This is a genomic window from Hydrogenophaga sp. (assembly GCF_011390835.1).
GTDB lineage: Bacteria > Pseudomonadota > Gammaproteobacteria > Burkholderiales > Burkholderiaceae_C > Hydrogenophaga.
This window is the reverse complement of record NZ_JAABRQ010000001.1, coordinates 240,599-258,531: the sequence shown is the minus strand read 5'-3', so window position 1 is coordinate 258,531 and position 17,933 is coordinate 240,599. Positions and strand designations below refer to the sequence as shown.

Genomic DNA, 17,933 nt, shown 5'->3' with positions numbered 1-17,933 from the left:
ACCATGTACACCGCCAAAGGCACCTTGAACCGGGACGACCAGTTGCGCCAATACACCCCGCTGGTGCGCCGGCTGGCCCACCACATGATCGCCAAGCTGCCGCCCAGCGTCGAAGTCGACGACCTGATCCAGGTCGGCATGATCGGGCTCACCGAAGCCATCTCGCGTTTCGAGCCCTCACAGGGCGTGCAGTTCGAAACCTTCGCCAGTCAGCGCATCCGGGGCGCCATGATCGACGAGCTTCGCGAAGGCGACTGGATGTCGCGCGGCTCGCGCAAGAGCCAGAAAGACATTGAAAAAGCGGTGCACAGCCTGCAGCAAAAGCTGCACCGCGCACCCAAGGAGTCCGAGATTGCCAAGGAGCTGGGTCTGGAGCTGGCCGACTACCAGCATCTGCTGGCCAAGGTGCGCGGTACCCAGCTGGTCTACCTGGAAGACATCAGTGGTCACGGTGACGACGATGACGGATTTCTCGATCGCAACCTGGGTGAGAGCGATGCCGAGCCTTCAGCCGTGCTGCAAGACCATCGCATGCGCACCGCACTGGTGGCCGCCATCAAGCTGCTGCCCGAGCGCGAACAGCAGATCATGAGCATGTATTACGAACACGACATGAATCTGAAAGAGATTGCGGCGGTGCTAGGCGTGACAGAGTCGCGCATCTGCCAGCTGCACAGTCAGTCCATCGCCCGCCTGCGCACCCGGTTGCGCGAGCACTGAGCTGGGCTCCCACACCGCCAGCCGCGCTTGGCAGACTGACCCTTGATGAGCATGGTCTCACTGGCCATAGCCGCCTTTCTCCAGCCGCTTTTACTAGGGCGTGTTAACACTAATAGCAATCATGGTGATTGCTTTGGATAATCTCGGGCATGGAGATCACACCCGCACAATTCGCCACCATTGAGCACTGCCTGCCCAGGCAACGTGGCAACGTCAGCCTGAGCAACCTGCAGGTGGTCAATGCGATCCTCTATGTGGCCGAGCATGGCTGCAAGTGGCGCGGACTGCCCAAACGCTTCGGCAACTGGCACACGATTTACACGCGTATGAACCGCTGGACCAAAGCCGGCGTTCTTGATCGCATGTTCGAGGAGTTGCAGCGTGCACAGGTCGTGCGTATCAAGATCGAAGCGGTCTCGCTGGACTCCACCAGCATCAAGGTCCATCCCGACGGCACGGGGGCACTAAAAACAACGGCCCACAGTCCATCGGCAAGTCCCGCGGTGGATGGAACACCAAGATTCATATGGTTGCCGCGGATGCTCGAACGGCCGTGACGTTCTGCCTATCGCCTGGACAAGCGCACGACGCGCCTGAAGGCCGCCGCCTGCTCAGCAGTCTTGGGCCGCCCAGCAGGCCGGTGCATTTGTTGATGGACCGTGCCTACGAAGGCAACGAGACACGGCAACTTGCACTCGATCTTGGTTTCATTCCGGTAGTTCCGCCAATGAAGACGCGGATTGAGCCTTGGGAATACGACCGCGAGATGTACAAGCGTCGCAACGAGGTCGAGCGCTTGTTCCGTCGACTCAAGGGCTATCGCCGCATCTTCTCGCGGTTCGAGAAACTCGACCTGATGTTCCTGGGCTTCATCAGCTTCGTGCTCGTCGCCGATGGTCTTCGATTGTGTTAACAGGCCCTAGCTGGATTCGGGTAGCACCGTTCACGGTTATACCGCAGGCCGCGGACCGTGATCGCGTCCAAGCGGTCCTGCTTGGTGGCCAACAGGATCGCGCATGTCACAGGTCTCCGATGATGGGGTTTTCAGCTGCGCCGCTGACCTCATTCGCTTGTGCCACGCCCAGGTGCAAGCTAAAGGCGACCGCGAGGTCTGCGCTGGCGGGTTTGAGACCAGCCTGCAGATGCGTGATGCGAAAGCCGACACAATGAAGTGCCTATGACCTGATACCAAAAGACGCTGAGCGAAAGCCTGGACGTCCACATCGGGAACGTCGACGGCGACCTACTGCCCACCCGTTGCGGTCGCCCGCCTTCGTTGCTCACCGAGGCGCGCTCATCGCCTTCTGTGGAACGGGCAGCGCGTCCTGCACCTTGCGTGGCCTCGGTCGTGTGCCTTGCGCAAAGGCCTTCTCGATCAGCTGAAGCATCTCGGGGGCGTCCCATGCCTGCGCGCCGCGCACCCGGGTGATCACGCGGCCGTGTTCGTCGACCAGCACGGTAAGCGGGATGCGGCTGGCCCCCAGCATGTTTTCAAGCACCACTGCGCGATCGAGGTAGTGGTTCAGCGTGGCGTTCGACTGCTTCAGCCAGCGCTCGGCCGCTCGACGGTCGTCATCGGTGGAAATGCCGATCACCGCGTAGCGCGATCCCGCTTCACTCCAGGCAAAGCGCTCCAGCGAAGCGGCCTCGGCACGGCAGGGCGTGCACCAGCTGGCCCAGATGTTGATGATCAGCTTGCGCCCGCTGTAGCTTGCGAGCGACCGGTCGGGCCCATTCAGCCCGTTCATGAGCATGTCGGGCAACGTACGGCCTTCGGGTACTGGCTCGCCCGCCCCCGGCGAAGCGGCCACACCAGCGCACACGAGGGTCAGGCAAAGACCAGTCAGCAGGCGGCTGCGGAGCAGGGGGAACGCATCAGGCATGACCAAGGATCCTCCCTCATCGTGCCGAGTGACCACAGCCGACCGGGTCTGCACCGAGCGCTGGCCAGGGCCTGCTTCACGAGAGCGCGTCGAAACTCAGGGTCGTCGACCAGCTTCCCACCAAGGCTTTGTACAACGCGCCGCACCGGTTGATGGCGGCTGGCATTGCCACGGCGCCCATGAACGAGGACTCCCAGCCCGCATTGGCGGCCAGCTCTTTGTCATAGACCAGCTTACCGAAGCGCTTGACGGTTGGGCGGGCGGCGACCCGACCTGTACAGGTCCTGATCGCAGCGTCGTCTTTGCTGTCGGTGAGCTCACTTTCGATGACGTGGCGAGATGCCGGGTCGAACGAGCCCGCAGTGGTCAGCTCAACCACCAAGGTGTCTTTAAGCCGTTGCGACCAAGTTCCCTTGGCCGGGCTCAACGATTTGCCTCGCAGGCTGCTGAGCGTGGAACCCATGGCGGGATGTTTCCCGGAGGCCAGCTTGAACAAATCCGCCTGCGCAGGCGCAATGTTGGCCGTACGCAGCTTCTCGACGGCGGAGGGAGTGGCTCTGGTGGCGCCAAGCGTGACGTTGGCACAACCCGTGATGGCGACGGCAGTGGCGAGCGCGACTGACCGAATAAGCAGAGGGCTTATGAGAATGCGGCGTTCTGGGAAAGGTCATTGAGCGCGGCTGCTGAACTGGCGAAGCATCAAGGTGACTGCTTCTTCGACGCTCGTCAGTGTATGTGCACCAGGCGGTGGAGAGCCAGCGCCGATGCTGCTGCAGATCATGTGTTCGCCTGTGCGCTACAGGATCGTGGCACCGCTTCGCCGGGGTGTGTAGCGCAACGTGCACGCGTGGCCGTCACCCCCTTTCTTACCCGCAGTGCCAAAGGTCAGTCCCTCAACGAATCTTTTGCTGGCTGCGTCATCAAAAAGAGGGGCGTTGTTGACAAACACCTAAATCAACGCGCCGCCCGCTACGGGTAGGTCGCTGACCGACGTGAACAGGCCGCTGGCAGCCACCTGATCGCGAACACGGGTTTCGGAATGTCTGTTGCTCGGGCGTTGACGATGCCCCGGGTCTGGAATCTCCAGAGCAACTGCACAAGGGTTGGGGCAGCTGACTTCATGAATTGGGCGCTCGGTACTTCGAGGCCGTACGCACATCCCTTGCGCGTGCTGGAGGCGGGTTGAGAAATGGGGTGTGGGCTGCCCTCAGCCCTTGCCATCCAAGCTGCTAAGGCCTGAGGCCTTGCTCGTATTTGCGCGCCTGCACAGCGGCGCAGCGCTCTCGCGCGTTTTTCAGGCCGACAGGTAGGCCCGACCTGCACCGCCGGTGGAGGCGGTCTGACCCATGGCGCGGCCATAGGTGGCCGGGGCCTGCTGGGGCAGCAGGCTGTGCACCGCGCGCTGGCTCTGAGCGTGGGCGCGCAGCACAGCGTGCCGAAGCTGACCAAAGCGGTGTGCCGCCTGTTTGAAATCGGTCAGCACGGAGCTGCCAGGCTGCGACCATTCGCGCGTTTTAGGTGCATCTTGCAGGGCGACCTGCACCTCGGCGCTAGCGAGTTGCACCGCGTTGGCATCGCCTTGAAGCAAGGCGTATTCCAGTCCGTCCAGTCGGGACTGCAGAGCATCAATCCAGGTTTGGACCGCGCTGAGTGGTGCTTCGCTCATGGGTGCTCTGGCTCAAAAAAGGGGGTTAGCCGCGCGAACTGGTCAGCATTTCGGCTGCGTTGGACAACATCTTGTCGGCGATCGCTTCGGGGTTGACCTGGAAGGTGCCGTTGGAGATTGCCAGCTTCATGGCCTCGACCTTTTCGCTGTTGAACACCTCACCGCCCGCAGCGCTGCCGGTGGAGGCTGCCTGAGTGGCCGATGACAGGGTCACGGTCACGCCGGGCTGCGCCTTGGCAGGAGCGGTTGCGCCTGCGCCAGCTGCAGCGTTGGCCTGGTCAGCACTCGCCGGAGGTGTGGCCGCCGCTTTCTGCGGGCCACCCGCCACGGATCCAATGTAGGAATCCGGTGATGAATCGATTTTCATTTCACTCTCCAAACCCCGCCATTGGGGCCTTGTGAGGAGACTATCGGATTAAAAGCCGGGGGACTTGAGGCTTTTTTTGCCGACTGCGTCACAGAAACGCGGCCCTTGTGAGGGCCGAAGGCGGTGTCGGGTCTCACAGCGACAGCTCCACCGTCTGGCCATCGCGCACCAAGCCGGTCACCACCCGTCCATTGTCCAGGCGCACCCGCGTAGTTTGGCCGACCATGCCGGAGGACAGTGCCTTGCCGCTGACCACCACCTGGAATCCGGTCCCGCTCTGGGTCACACGCACCTGAGAGCCAGCGGCAAACGCCTGCACCGGGCGCACCATGTTCTGGCGCAGCGCCTGACCAGGCAGCAAGGTGTAAGCCGCCTGCTGACCGACCCACAGCGCCTGGTTGGCCAGGATCGATGCCGGATGCTCTGCCCAGTCCACTTCGGCCTGCTCGGCGTCTTCTTGAGTCAGCACCTCGCCAGCGTTGACAGGCCGCTTGAGCACCCAGGCTGGGCCCCAGGCCTTGACCGTGACCGGCAGGTATACATTCCAGCGCGTGGTGCCCTCGACGCAACGCAGACCGATGCGGGCGCGCCCCCACAGGCGGGTGTTGCCCGGGAGGTGTGGCTCGACCTGGCTGCAAGGCGCCAGGCGCAGGCGCTGGTCCAGCGAACCCACCACGACTTCGGCGCGCAGTGGCGACTCGGCGCTCTGGCCCATGGTCGCCTCGACCGAAGGCTGAAGAAAGTCACGCGCCACGCGTTCGAGCTGCGCGCTGCCTTCAGCGCCCGGCTCATTGGCCCTTGCCGGGCTCGCCATCAGAGTGCCGCCCACCAGGCCAAGGCACAGCCACAGCCGCCAGTCGATGCTGGGCGCGTGCAGTGAAATCGTGGACATCCAACGCATGAGGCTTCTCCTGATCTTGCCAGGGCTTGACCCTGGAGGAGGTAGGCCGATACACCGCGAACGGGTCAAAGGCCATACCGGCAGGCTCTCAATGTAGGGCGAGGGAAGGCTGAACTAAGGGCGGAATAAGGAGGCTTTGGGGTGTTTGTTCTCTTCATTGTCAGGCCTCAAGTTTTTCCATACTTGCCTCCAGCCCGGTGAAAACGGCTGCGATCCCGCCCGCTGATTCACCGCCCCGATTCGTCGCAGCCCAACCACTTGCCGAGGTGACCATGCTGGAACAGTTGACCGCCCGCCTGGACTTTCACAGCCAGTCGCTGCTGTTGCGCTCGCAGCGCCAGCAGGTATTGGCCAGCAACATTGCCAACACCGATACCCCCGGCTATGTGGCGCGAGACTTTGACTTCGGCAAGGCGCTGCAAAAGGCCACCGGCGGCGCAGGCGTCTCGGTGCCCAGCATGACCGATGCCGGTCACATGCGCCTGGGCAGTGTGGGCGGCAGCACCGCCGACCTCGCCTACACCGTACAGACGCAGCCCAGTCAGGACGGCAACTCGGTCGATCTGGACCGCGAGCGGGCCAATTTCGTGGACAACAGCATTCGCTACGAGTCCACGCTGCGCTTCATCAACGGGCATGTGAAGACCATGCTCAGTGCGATCACGGGGCAGTAGGGATGAACACCGCTTGCGCCGTCTTCGACGTCACCCCCCTGGGAGGGGGGCCATACCTGTGGCTTGGCCAAGCCAGTTCAACGGCACTCCTGGGTGTAGCCATCTCGCTCCACCCTGTTTGCCTGCTTTGAAAGGACCTTCTCATGTCCATGTTTTCCATTTTTGGTGTGTCGGGCAGTGCGATCAGCTCGCAGTCTCAGCGCCTCAACGTGGTGGCCAGCAACCTGGCCAATGCCGATGCGGTGGCCGGGCCTGACGGGCAGAGCTACAAGGCGCGCCAGGTGGTGTTCCAGACCGTGCCCATGGGAGGTGCTGGCAATGCCGGGGTGAAGGTACAGAACATCACTGAGAACGAGACGCCGGGTCGCCGAGTGCACAACCCCGGCCACCCCAGCGCTGATGCTGATGGCTATGTGACCCATTCCAACGTGAATCCGGTGGAGGAGATGGTCAACATGATGTCGGCCTCGCGCTCCTACCAGAACAACGTCGAGGTCATGAACACGGCCAAGACTCTGCTGATGAAAACGCTCCAGATGGGGCAGTAACCCGGGCTGAATCATGTACACCTCCGCACTCGATCTCAACAGCCTTGGCTCTGCCGTGGGAAGCACCACTGGCACGAACAAGGCCGACAGCAACACCGACCCGCAAGCGGCGCAGGACCGTTTTCTCACCCTGCTGGTGGCGCAGATCAACAGCCAGGATCCGCTCAATCCGATGGACAACGCGCAAATGACCACGCAGATGGCGCAGATCAACACGGTCAGCGGCATTCAGCAGCTCAATGCCACGCTCAAGGGCATGGCCGATCAGTTTGGCTCACTGCAAAGCCTGCAAGGCACCTCGCTGATCGGGCGCCAGGCCCTTCTGGAGGGCAACACGCTGAGCTTCGATGGCGAACAGGGCCGAGGCGCCCTGGCGCTGAGCGGCCCGGCAGATCAGGTCATGGTGGACGTGATGGGTACCAATGGCACCCTGCTGGACAGCGTGAACCTGGGGGCGCTGCCGGCTGGCCAGCACCCTTTCTCCTGGGACAGCGCCGGTCTCGACCCTGCCCGAGTGGGCGGCTTTTCGGTGCGCGCGACCCAGGGCGGACAGGCAGTGACCGCCACGCCCTTGACCCGCACACCCGTGGCCTCGGTGGGTTTTTCCGCGGGTGCCATGACGCTGCAGCTGCAGGATGGCCGCACGCTGGGCTACGACCAGATCAAGGCATTCATGTAAGGCGTGGCCTGAAGCCGCGTTACTCCTCCATTTTCTTTCAAGGACACCACCATGGCATTCCAGCAAGGTCTCTCAGGTTTGAACAGCGCCAGTCGCAACCTGGACGTCATCGGCAACAACATCGCCAACGCCAACACCGTGGGCATGAAGGCTTCGCGAGCAGAGTTCGCCGAAATCTATGCCAACTCCATCAACGCCTCGGGCAGCAGCACCACTGGCCTGGGCGTGTCGGTGGCGGCCGTCACCCAGTCGTTCACCCAGGGCAACATCACCATCACGGGCAATGGTCTCGATGTCGCGATCAACGGCAACGGCTTCTTTGAGCTGACCAACCCCGATGGCTCGCTTTCCTATTCGCGCGCCGGTCAGTTCAAGCTGGATCGGAATGGCGACATCGTGACCAACCAGGGCCGCCAGCTCATGGGCTACCCCACCGACCCTGACGGCAACCGTCTGAGTTTCGAGTCCACGCCGCTCTCGCTGCCCACGGGTGGCGCCATCCCGGCCCAGCAGACCGCTGAAATCAGCGCAGAGTTCAACCTGGATGCGCGTGCGGCCGTCGCGGCCACTGCCACCCCGCCCACCCCCATCACCACCTACGGCACCTCGCTGATCGCCTTCGATCCGCAGGGACTTGAGATTCCGGTGGCGCTGGCTTTCGAAAAAGCCGCGAACAACCAGTGGAACGTGTACACCAGCGTCAACGGCGCCGACCCGGCGCTCTCCACGCCCTTCACCATCAGCTTCCTGCAGGATGGCTCTCTGGACCCGGCGACGGTGGTACCACCCATCACGCTCACCTCGCCCAACGATCCGACCCTGACCTTCCCCGCCACCCTCAACTTCAGCAACGTGACGCAGTTCGGCAGCAACTTTGCGGTCACCAACCTGAGCCAGGATGGCTATCGGCCGGGCGAGCTAACCAGCCTGAAGATCGAAGATACCGGCGTGGTCACCGCCCGATACTCCAACGGCGAATCACGCGCAGCCGGCCAGATTTCCCTGGTGGATTTCCGCAATTCGCAAGGCCTGGCCCCCATGGGCGGCGGCGCTTGGTCCATGACGTTCGAGTCGGGTGATCCGGTGCGTGGCGGGCCGGGCGAAGGCAAGCTGGGCTTTCTGCGCTCCGGTGCGGTGGAGGACTCCAACGTGGACATCACCTTCGAACTGGTGAGCATGATGACCGCCCAGCGCTCCTACCAGGCCAACGCGCAAACCATCAAGACCCAAGATCAGGTGCTGAGCACGCTGTTGAACATGAGGTGATGGATGTCCCACATCTGCCGTGCTGCGTGCGACCTAATTAAAGGGTCGGCATTGGCGGCCCGGCCGAACCGGTACCGCGATGCCCTCGGACCCAAGCCGCGCGTTCGCTGCGTCCCGGAATAGACACCTCGCTCGCCAATCCCCTGGAGTACATCCCATGGACCGCCTGATCTACACCGCCATGACCGGCGCCAACGCGGCGCAGTACCGGCAGCAGTTGCTGGCCAACAACCTGGCCAATGCATCCACGCCAGGCTTTCGCGCCGAGCTCGCGACCTTTCGCGCGGTGCCGGTGCGCGGCGACGGGTCCAGTACCCGGGTGTTCGCGCTCGAGGCCACTGCGGGTCATTCGGATGCGCCGGGGTCAATCACCAACACTGGGCGAAACCTTGATGTGGCCGCGCGTGGGAGCAGCTACTTTGCGGTGCTTGGCCTGGACGGCACCGAGGCCTACACGCGGGCGGGCGCGCTGGAGGTCGACGCCAACGGCACCGTGGTCAACCCGCTGGGCCTGCCTATGCTGGGCGACGGTGGACCCATCGTGGCACCGGCCAATGCCCAGATCGACGTGGGTGAAGATGGCACGGTGACCGCGCGGGTGAGCGGCCAGGCGCCTCAGGCACTGGGGCGGCTCAAGCTGGTCACACCAGACCAGGAAAACCGCTTGCAGCGCGGCGAGGACGGTCTTTTCCGCGGTCCGCTCGGCGACCCGCTGCCGGCCGATGCCAACGCGCGGCTGCAAAGTGGCGCCCTCGAAGGCAGCAACGTGAACCCGATCGAGGCCATGGTCGGCATGATCGCCGTCGCCCGCCAGTTCGAGGTGCAGATGCGCATGCTGCAGAACGGCGAAACCAACGACAAGACCGCAGCCCAGCTGCTCAGCCTCAACGGCTGATTCACCCCTTCTCTCCTAGGAACACCCCATGATCAATTCGCTCTGGATTTCCAAGACCGGCATGCAGGCACAGCAAACCCAGCTGGACGTGATCGCCAACAACCTGGCCAACACCTCCACCAACGGTTTCAAGCGCGCCAACGCGGTGTTCGAAGACTTGATGTACCAGAACCTGCGTCAGGTCGGCGCCAACAGCTCGGAGCAGAGCGAGCTGCCCACCGGCCTGCAAATCGGCCTGGGTGTGCGCACCGTTGCGACTTCGCGCTCGTTTGCCCAGGGCAGCCTGCAGCAGTCGGGCAACAACCTCGATCTGGCCATCAGCGGCAATGGCTTTCTGCAGGTCTCTATGCCCGACGGAACGGTTGGCTACACCCGCGACGGCAGCCTGCAGCTCGACGCCCAGGGCCGCATGGTCACCTCCAGCGGCTTCCCGCTCACCGCAGGCATCACCATCCCGGCCGAGGCGCAAAGCATCACCGTCTCCAGCGACGGTGTGGTCTCGGTCAAGATGCCTGGTAGCGCGCAGCCCGCCGTGGTCGGCAACATCGAACTGGCCAACTTCATCAACCCGGCTGGCCTGGAGCCACGAGGCCAGAACCTCTACACCGAGAGCCTGGCATCAGGCAACCCGGTCAACGGCGCACCTGGCAGCGCCGGCATGGGCACGGTGATGCAGGGCTTTGTGGAGACCTCCAACGTCAACGTGGTGCAGGAGCTGGTCACCATGATTCAGACCCAGCGTGCGTATGAGATGAACTCCAAGGCCATCCAGACCAGTGACCAGATGCTGCAGCGCCTGGCGCAGCTGTGATGACCCGACCCAGCCACGCTGTGCACGAATCCCTTGCGGGCGCAGCACCTGCAGCATGGCGAAGCCAGTTCTGCAGCGTTCTGGGTTTGGAGTGTCTGCTTCGTAGGACGTTGGACGGTGGCTTCGAAAGGAAATTCATGAATCCCGTTTTTTCGTTTCGCCTTGCTCCACTCGCACTGCTTGCGTTGACCGGTTGCGCCACGCTTCAGAACACGCCCGAGGTCGATGTGGTACCAGTGACGGCGGTGCGTTATGCGGCTGCGCCGGCGGTTGCAGCTGTACCCACGGGGGGCATTTTTCAAGCCGTTAGCTACCGGCCCGCGTTTGAAGATCCGCGGGCCCGGATGCCGGGTGACAGCCTCACCATCCAGATCACCGAGCGAATCAACGCGAGCCAGAAGTCCTCCGCTTCGATTGACCGTTCGGGTGAGTTGTCGGCCAGCGTGTCAGCTCTGCCTTTCCTCAAAGCGCCGTTGCTGGACAAGTTTCAGACCGGAGCCCAGTCATCCAACAGCTTTGCCGGTACGGGGGGCACCGAAAGTGCCAACACCTTCTCCGGCTCCATCACCGCCACCGTGCTCGAGGTCCTGCCCAACGGCCACCTGGTGGTGGCGGGCGAGAAACAGATCGGTGTGAACCAGAACGTGGACGTGCTGCGCTTCTCCGGCACGGTCGATCCGCGCCAGATCCAGCCCGGCAACATGGTGCCTTCCACCCAGGTAGCCAATGCGCGAATCGAGTCACGTGGGCGTGGTGCGCAGGGAGAAGCGCTTTCAATTGGCTGGCTTGCACGGTTCTTTTTGAGCGTTATCCCTTTCTGAGCCTGCCCAAAATAGGGCTCATGAAATCCCATTTTGTGCCGATGATGGCCTTGCCCAACCGCCCACTGCCGGCGAACGCAGCAGCCTCTTCCTGGCAGCGCCGTATGCTGGCGTTTGCGCTGATGCTGATGGGCCTGCCACTGTGGGCCATCGATCCCGCCGCCGCGCAAGGCATCCGGGTCAAGGAAATCGCTTCGGTGCAAGGCGTCCGCACCAACCAGCTGACCGGCTACGGCCTGGTGGTGGGACTGGACGGCACCGGCGACCAGACCACGCAGATGCCCTACACCGCACAGAGCCTTCAGAACCAGTTGCAGCAGCTCGGTCTCTCCCTGCCGCCGGGCGCCAACCTGCAGATCAAGAACGTGGCGGCGGTCATGGTCACAGGCCAACTGCCCGCGTTTGCACAGCCTGGCCAGATGATGGATGTGACCGTGTCCTCCATCGGCAATTCGAAATCGCTGCGTGGCGGCACCCTGATCACCACACCTCTCAAGGGCGCGGACGGCCAGATCTACGCGCTGGCCCAGGGCAACCTGCTGGTGGGCGGAGCAGGCGCGTCGGCTGGCGGCAGCAAGGTGCAGATCAACCACCTGAGTGCCGGTCGCATTCCGGGCGGTGCCCAGATCGAGCGTGCGGTGGCCACGCCGTTTGCGCTCGGTGAAACCATCGATCTCGGGCTGGACAGCAGCGATTTTCAGACCGCCCTGCGCGTGACGGACGCCATCAACAAGAAGCTGGGCAGCGGCACCGCCAATGCGTTGGACGGGCGCGTGATCCGGCTTCGTGCGCCGGCCGACCCGAACGCCCGCGTGGGTTTTCTGGCTGCGGTGGAAGAGGTCCGGCTGGACGCACCCATCCCCGTGGCCAAGGTCATCATCAACTCGCGAACCGGCTCCATCGTGATGAACCAGGCGGTGACGCTGGCGGCATGCGCCGTGTCTCACGGCAACCTGTCGGTCAGCATCAGCTCCACGCCGGTGATCAGCCAGCCTAACCCGCTGTCCACTGGCGGCCAGACCGTGGTCAGTGAAAAGGCCAACATCCAGATCAGCCAGGACACCGGTTCGCTGATCGAGGTCCCTGCCGCGGCCCAGCTGGCCGATGTGGTGCGCGTGCTCAATGCGCTGGGCGCCACACCGCAAGACCTGCTGGCCATTCTGCAGGCGATCAAGGCTTCGGGCGCGCTCAATGCGGAGCTGGAGGTGATATGAACGCCCCCCTGCGCCGTTTCGCGTCGCCCGCCTTCGGAGGGGCAACACCTGCGGTCTGGCAAAGCCAGTCCCGAGGTGTTCTCGGACGGGTCATTTCGCGCCGGGTGTCTCCTCGCCGCCATCTGGCCAGCACCACCGGCATGTTGCGCGTCGAGGCCATGGCCAGCCGGCGGCAGGAAATGCTGGCCTGGAGGTGGTCGTGAACAGCTCACCCCTGTCCATCCAGGGCCTGGCGGCCGATCCGAGTGCGCTCAATGCCTTGCGCTACAGCGCGGGGTCGGGCAAGGACGACAAGGCGGCACTGCAGGAGGCGGCCAAGCAGTTCGAGTCGCTGTTCATGCGCGAGCTCATCAAGAGCATGCGCGAGGCGACACAGAAATCGGGGCTGATGGACGGTGAGGGCAGCGATCTGGGTACCGATTTGCTCGACCAGCAGTTTGCGGTGCAGCTCTCGGGTCTGCCTGGCGGACTGTCAGAGGCGATTCAGCGCCAGCTCGGACAACAGATCGTCTCTGGGGACCCCAGCAAGAGTAATTCGCCGCTGCCCGCCTTGGGCGGTGCCAGCACGGTCAGCCGCGCAAGCGCCGGGCCGCGTCAGGCCAACTTTGTGGCCCAGCACAGCGAAGCGGCGGCTGCCGTGGCGCGAGAATCAGGCATTCCGGCGAGCTTCATGATTGGCCAGGCGGGGCATGAGACCGGCTGGGGCCGCAGCGAGATCCGTCATGCCGACGGGTCCAATGCCCACAACCTGTTCGGCATCAAGGCCACCGGTGGCTGGAAAGGGAAAGTGGCCGAGATCACCACCACCGAATATGTCGATGGCGAACCGCGCAAAGTCACCGCCCGCTTTCGCGCCTACGACTCCTACGCTGATTCGTTCCGAGACTATGCCCAACTGATCAGCCAGAGCCCGCGCTACGAGCCGGTGATGGAACAGCTCCATTCGGCACAGGGCTTCGCCAGTGGCTTGCAGCGTGCTGGCTACGCCACCGATCCGCAATACGCTGCCAAGCTCAGCCGCGCGATCAACGCCACGCTCAGCCTGCAACGCGGCGTGCCGGTTAACGGTTCGGGAGACGTCTGACATGACCGCCGCTCTCAGCATCGCCAGCCGCGCGCTCACCACTAACCTGTCTGCGCTACAAGTCATTGGCAACAACATTGCCAATGTCAACACCGAGGGCTATTCACGCCAGAACGTGATCCTGCAGTCCTCGGGTTACCAGGAATTTGGCAACGGCTTTTTCGGCAAAGGTGTGGAGATCACCACGGTCACCCGCTCGCACGACGCCTATCTCACGCGCGAGGCCAGCCTGGCTAAATCGGTGGCCTCTGCCGACAATTTGCGGCTGACCAAGCTCAAGCAACTGGAAGACGCTTTTCCTACTGGTGAATCGGGCTTGGGCGCTTCGATGAACAGCATGCTCAACGCCTGGTCCGATGTGGCCTCAGCGCCCAACAACCTCACCGCGCGGGTGGTGGTGATCGCAAGGGGTGAGGAGTTGGCCGCCCGCTTTCGCAACACTGCCAGCCAGCTCGATCAGCAAAAGCAGAGCGCCGAGTTGCAGGCAGGTGGCAGCGTGAACGCCGTCAACCGACTTGCCCAAGACCTGGCCTCGGTGAACCAGCGCATCATCGAAACGCAGGGCAGTACCCACACGCCCAACGACCTGTTTGACCAGCGCGATAACCTCATCAGCCAGCTCAACCAGTACATCCAGACCTCCACCATCCCAAATAGTGATGGCACCGTCAGCGTGTTCGTGGCGGGCAGTCAGCCCTTGGTGCTGGGGCAAACCGCGAACAAGCTGGCGTTGACTTCGGACGCCGCCGACCCTTCCAGGAAAGGGCTGTCGTTTGTGCAGGGCGGCGTCACCACTCCGATAGACGATGCGGTGCTCGGTGGTGGTGAATTGGCGGGCCTGATGAATTTTCTGCATCAGGACCTGACCGATGTGCAAAACCAGCTCGGCCGCATGGCGCTCGCGCTGGCCAGTGAAATGAACGAACAGCACCGGCTGGGGGTGGACCTCACCGGCACGGCGGGTGCCGACTTCTTCGTTGCTCCAGCCGCTGCGGCGGGCCTGCCCGCGCCGACCAACACCGGTAGCGCCACCGCCAGCGCCACCGTCAGCGACCCGACCTCGCTGCGGGCTTCCGACTACGAGCTGCGGGTGACTGGTACCGGTATCGACATCATCCGCCTGAGCGATGGTCAGAGCGCATCCTTTGCCGGCGCGCCGGCTACCATGGACGGGCTGAGCTTCGATCTGCCCACGGGTGCCGCCGCAGCCGGCGACCGCTTTGTGCTGCGTCCCTACGCCAATGCCGCACGCAACCTCAGCATGTCGCTTGCCTCACCTGACCGCCTAGCTGCAGCCAGCCCGGTGCTGGTCACGCCCGCTGCGGCCAACAGCAGCGGGCTGAGCGTGGAGCAGCTGTCGGCGGTGAGCAACTCGGCCAGCCTCACCAGTCCGGTCACGCTGACCTTCCTCGCCAGCGGTGGCTTCACCGCCACCGGTCTGGGTCCAGGCAATCCAGCACCGGACAACCCTGGTCCACCCGCCAGCTACAACTTCGCACCCGGTCAAGCGATCAGCTTCAACGGCTGGAGCCTGACGCTGCGCGGGAGCCCGGTCGCGGGCGACAGCTTCACCGTGGCCGCTGCTCCCCCGGGCTCCACCAACCAGAATGGAGGCAACGCCGGTGCCGTGCTAGCCCTGCGCGAGCAGCCCACCTTTGAAGGCGTGCCCCTGGCCGACGGCTACACCAGCCTTTTCTCTTCTCTCGGCACCAAGGTGCAGTCGGCCAGGTTTGCAGCTGATTTCACCGCGCAAGTGGCCACCAGCACCGAAAGCGCACGCGCCGGTGTGGCCGGCGTGAATCTCGACGAAGAGGCTGCGCGGCTGCTGCAGTACCAGCAGTCCTATCAGGCGGCGGCCAAGATGCTGCAGGTCGCACAGAGTACGTTTGACACCCTGCTGCAGACCGTCGGCCGATGACGCTTTGAAAGATACGCCATGACCATGCGAGTCTCTACCGCCAACAGCTTTGACACCACCGTGAGCAATCTGGCGCGCCGCCAGGCGGAACTGGCCGCTCAGCAAGAACGTCTGTCCACCGGCAAGCGCGTGCTGCGAGGCAGCGACGATCCGGTGGCCGCCACCCTGGCTGAGGCCGCGCAAAACCGGCTCTCTCGGGTCCAGGGTGACCTGCGTGCGCTGGAGTCTTCACGCGCCAGTCTGTCACAGGCCGAGAGCGGCCTGGGGGAGTCGGGTGATTTGATTCAGCGCGCGCGCGACCTCATTGTCTCCGCCGGCAATGGTACTTTCGGTCCTAGCGAGCGCGAAGATATCGCGCGCCAGCTCGTTGGTCTGCGCGAGCAGATGGTTGCCGTGGCCAACCGCACCGACAACGCGGGTCGCACGCTCTACGGGGGCCTCGGCGGCTCCAGCAAGCCGTTTGTGGATCTGTACGGTGCCACCGGCGCAGCTGTTCAGTTTGAAGGTCAGCGCGGCCAGCAGGCAGCGGGCGATACTTCGCTGCCCCAGTCGCTCGACGGTGATGCGATCTGGATGCGCATTCCTCAAGGCAACGGCAGCTTTACCCTGTCACTGCCAGACACCAACGCCGGCGCTGTGCGCACAGGCATGGGCCAGGTGACCAACCCATCGGCACTGACCGGCCAGCGTTACGACATCACCTTCGCCGATGTGGGCGGCGTCATGCAGTACAGCGTGACCAACCTGGACACCGGCTTGCCGGTGCCGGGTCAGACCAACTTGCCGTACCAACCCGGGGCCACCATCGAATTTGATGGCTTGTCCTTCGACATGTTCAACCCAGCGGCTGATGGCGATCGCATCGAGCTGCGTCCAGCCACTGGACCTACCGACATTTTCAAGGTGATGCAAGACACGGTGGACGCGCTGAGGTATGCCGGCAGCAACAGCGACGCGCGCCGCACCCAGGCGCTCGCGCGCACCCTCACCGAGCTCGACGCCGGGCACGACCGGGTGCTGCTCGCTCGAGGCCGTGCAGGGGAATGGCTGAACCGCGCCGACTCGCTCGAGAGCATGCTCGATACCCGGTCGGTGGCGTATGAGACCGAGAAGTCCCAGTTGGAGGACCTGGACCTCATCCAGGGCATCTCGGATTTCCAGAATCAGCAGGTGGGCCTGGAAGCGGCACTCAAGTCCTATGCCCAGGTGCAGCGCCTGTCGCTCTTTCAGTTCGTGAACTGAACGTCCTCGCCCCATGAGTCACACTGTTCTCGACAGCATTGCGCTCGGTTACCAACCGGTGTGGAATCGGGCTCGCCAGCTGGCAGCGGTGCGCCTGCGGGTGCAGGTGGTGCAGCCCGACTCGGTCGATGCCGAGCACCTGTTGCGCGTCGTAGGGAACGACTGGCCGGCGGCAGCACCGACGCTCATCCTCTCGTCCGACCATACCGAGCTGATCCTGCAGGCACTTCAATGCGCGCCAGCGCGCAACACCTGGCTGGAATTGCCAGGCGCCTTTTTCGAAGTGCCCGAGCACCTGGTTCAGCTCAGCGCTGCCGTGCGGGCTGGCCATCAGTTGCTGCGCCAGGCCGATCTCTCCGACCTGCGCGGTGAGGTGATCACTCCGCTGGACGTGCGCAGCCTGCTCACACTCGGTCCTGAAGATGTGCTGCAAGCCCTGCGCCACGCCGGTGATCCGGATCGTCCGGGCGGGTTGCCTCCGGGGCAGATCTTTGCCGGCATCGCCGATCGCCAGCTGGCGGGCGTCTGTCTTGACGGCGCTGGGGCCTGGGGCCTGCTCGGCTGGCCCGACGTCGATGTGCTGCACGCACACCGCCAGCAGCCAATGAACAGCTCGGCGCGTGTGATCGCGCAAATGCTGGCAGCCATGGATCAGGATTGTTCGCTCGATCGCCTTGAGCGACTGGTGCGCCAGGACCCGGTGCTGGTTTACCGCCTGCTCACGAAAGTGAACTCCGCTGCCTCGGGCGGCCGGCGAGAAATCGAATCGCTGCGCCATTCGCTGATGATGATGGGATTTGGCGCGCTCGCTCGCTGGTTACAGGAACAGCAGGTCGGGAGCGAGCGTGATGTGGACCTGCACCCGGTGCGCTACGCCATGGTCATGCGCGCACGGCTGGCGCAGCATCTGCTCGACCCAGGCTCGGCGCCCGATCTGCGCGGCGAGGTCTACACTACCGCGCTTTTTGCCCAGCTCGACCGCCTGTTGTACCAGCCGCTGGGCACGCTGATCAACAAGCTGCCCCTCTCCGAGCGCCTGTTCGACGCCTTGCTGCGCGGGACCGGTCCTTACCACCCGTTGCTCGATGTGGCGCGGGTGCAGGGCGATCCGGACACCCTGCACCAGCTGCCCGCGGTCTGCGAGCGCCACGAGATGAACCTGGAACACGCCAACCGCAGCCTGTTGCGCATGCTCGCCAGCAGCCGCGACCACGCGCACGCCCTGGCACCCACCTGAACGCGCT

At 63.9% G+C, this 17,933-nt stretch carries 20 protein-coding genes; 15 read left to right on the top strand and 5 right to left on the bottom strand.

Going from position 1 to position 17,933, the window contains the following annotated elements; all coding sequences use genetic code 11:
• The first annotated feature begins 3 nt into the window (after positions 1-3).
• Together GPT34_RS01255 and GPT34_RS01250 are read left to right on the top strand one after the other, a co-directional pair.
• Positions 4-720, top strand: coding sequence for an RNA polymerase sigma factor FliA (locus GPT34_RS01255; RefSeq protein WP_291008617.1), 717 nt, complete (start codon positions 4-6; stop codon positions 718-720).
• A 149-nt stretch (positions 721-869) separates the two neighbouring features.
• Positions 870-1,633, top strand: a protein-coding gene (locus GPT34_RS01250) for an IS5 family transposase (RefSeq protein WP_291008614.1) whose coding sequence is annotated in 2 segments (ribosomal slippage) — positions 870-1,191 and positions 1,191-1,633 — 765 coding nt in all. Because the reading frame shifts where the segments join, the coding sequence is not laid out codon by codon here.
• Positions 1,634-2,000: 367 nt separating this feature from the next.
• On the opposite strand, the gene GPT34_RS01245 is transcribed toward GPT34_RS01250, so the two are convergent.
• The 5 genes from GPT34_RS01245 to flgA form a co-directional block, all read right to left on the bottom strand.
• Positions 2,001-2,603 carry a TlpA disulfide reductase family protein gene (locus GPT34_RS01245; RefSeq protein ID WP_291008612.1) on the bottom strand — a complete coding sequence of 201 codons (603 nt, stop codon included), beginning with the start codon at positions 2,601-2,603 and terminating at the stop codon, positions 2,001-2,003.
• A 76-nt stretch (positions 2,604-2,679) separates the two neighbouring features.
• Positions 2,680-3,099, bottom strand: coding sequence for a hypothetical protein (locus GPT34_RS01240; protein ID WP_291008609.1), 420 nt, complete (start codon positions 3,097-3,099; stop codon positions 2,680-2,682).
• A 798-nt stretch (positions 3,100-3,897) separates the two neighbouring features.
• Entirely contained in the window at positions 3,898-4,269 is a 372-nt protein-coding gene (locus GPT34_RS01235) for a hypothetical protein (RefSeq protein WP_291008606.1), read from the bottom strand.
• A 25-nt stretch (positions 4,270-4,294) separates the two neighbouring features.
• A complete protein-coding gene (flgM, locus tag GPT34_RS01230) occupies positions 4,295-4,636 on the bottom strand; it encodes a flagellar biosynthesis anti-sigma factor FlgM (protein ID WP_291008603.1) in 342 nt (113 codons plus the stop codon).
• 133 nt (positions 4,637-4,769) lie between these two features.
• Positions 4,770-5,537: a flagellar basal body P-ring formation chaperone FlgA gene (gene flgA / locus GPT34_RS01225; protein ID WP_291008600.1), complete on the bottom strand. Its 768-nt coding sequence runs from the start codon at positions 5,535-5,537 to the stop codon at positions 4,770-4,772.
• Positions 5,538-5,809: 272 nt separating this feature from the next.
• On the opposite strand from flgA, the gene flgB reads away from it, so the two are divergent.
• From flgB to GPT34_RS01160, 13 genes are all read left to right on the top strand, one after another.
• Positions 5,810-6,211 carry a flagellar basal body rod protein FlgB gene (gene flgB, locus GPT34_RS01220; protein WP_291008597.1) on the top strand — a complete coding sequence of 134 codons (402 nt, stop codon included), beginning with the start codon at positions 5,810-5,812 and terminating at the stop codon, positions 6,209-6,211.
• Between the two features lie 143 nt (positions 6,212-6,354).
• Positions 6,355-6,759, top strand: a complete 405-nt coding sequence (flgC, locus tag GPT34_RS01215) for a flagellar basal body rod protein FlgC (protein ID WP_291008595.1) — start codon at positions 6,355-6,357, stop codon at positions 6,757-6,759.
• Positions 6,760-6,772: 13 nt separating this feature from the next.
• Positions 6,773-7,438 (top strand): flagellar hook capping FlgD N-terminal domain-containing protein, encoded by a 666-nt coding sequence (locus GPT34_RS01210; RefSeq protein WP_291008592.1) that lies wholly within the window; start codon positions 6,773-6,775, stop codon positions 7,436-7,438.
• A gap of 51 nt (positions 7,439-7,489) precedes the next feature.
• Positions 7,490-8,704, top strand: coding sequence for a flagellar hook protein FlgE (gene flgE, locus GPT34_RS01205; protein WP_291008590.1), 1,215 nt, complete (start codon positions 7,490-7,492; stop codon positions 8,702-8,704).
• 157 nt (positions 8,705-8,861) lie between these two features.
• A complete protein-coding gene (gene flgF, locus GPT34_RS01200) occupies positions 8,862-9,599 on the top strand; it encodes a flagellar basal-body rod protein FlgF (RefSeq protein ID WP_291008587.1) in 738 nt (245 codons plus the stop codon).
• Positions 9,600-9,627: 28 nt separating this feature from the next.
• Positions 9,628-10,410: a flagellar basal-body rod protein FlgG gene (gene flgG, locus GPT34_RS01195; protein WP_291008585.1), complete on the top strand. Its 783-nt coding sequence runs from the start codon at positions 9,628-9,630 to the stop codon at positions 10,408-10,410.
• 137 nt (positions 10,411-10,547) lie between these two features.
• The gene (locus tag GPT34_RS01190; RefSeq protein ID WP_291008582.1) at positions 10,548-11,231 is read left to right on the top strand and encodes a flagellar basal body L-ring protein FlgH; all 684 of its coding nucleotides are present in this window, start codon (positions 10,548-10,550) and stop codon (positions 11,229-11,231) included.
• 122 nt (positions 11,232-11,353) lie between these two features.
• Positions 11,354-12,445, top strand: coding sequence for a flagellar basal body P-ring protein FlgI (locus tag GPT34_RS01185; protein ID WP_291009021.1), 1,092 nt, complete (start codon positions 11,354-11,356; stop codon positions 12,443-12,445).
• On the top strand, positions 12,442-12,648 hold the full coding sequence (locus tag GPT34_RS01180) for a hypothetical protein (protein ID WP_291008579.1): 207 nt from the start codon (positions 12,442-12,444) through the stop codon (positions 12,646-12,648). The genes GPT34_RS01185 and GPT34_RS01180 overlap by 4 nt, the downstream gene beginning before the upstream one ends.
• On the top strand, positions 12,639-13,529 hold the full coding sequence (gene flgJ, locus GPT34_RS01175; protein WP_291008577.1) for a flagellar assembly peptidoglycan hydrolase FlgJ: 891 nt from the start codon (positions 12,639-12,641) through the stop codon (positions 13,527-13,529). The genes GPT34_RS01180 and flgJ overlap by 10 nt, the downstream gene beginning before the upstream one ends.
• A gap of 1 nt (position 13,530) precedes the next feature.
• Positions 13,531-15,447, top strand: a complete 1,917-nt coding sequence (gene flgK, locus GPT34_RS01170) for a flagellar hook-associated protein FlgK (protein WP_291008574.1) — start codon at positions 13,531-13,533, stop codon at positions 15,445-15,447.
• Positions 15,448-15,465: 18 nt separating this feature from the next.
• Positions 15,466-16,689 (top strand): flagellar hook-associated protein FlgL, encoded by a 1,224-nt coding sequence (gene flgL, locus GPT34_RS01165; RefSeq protein WP_291008572.1) that lies wholly within the window; start codon positions 15,466-15,468, stop codon positions 16,687-16,689.
• A gap of 13 nt (positions 16,690-16,702) precedes the next feature.
• Complete coding sequence (locus GPT34_RS01160; protein WP_291008569.1) at positions 16,703-17,926, top strand: HDOD domain-containing protein; 1,224 nt, start codon at positions 16,703-16,705, stop codon at positions 17,924-17,926.
• Positions 17,927-17,933 lie beyond the last annotated feature (7 nt).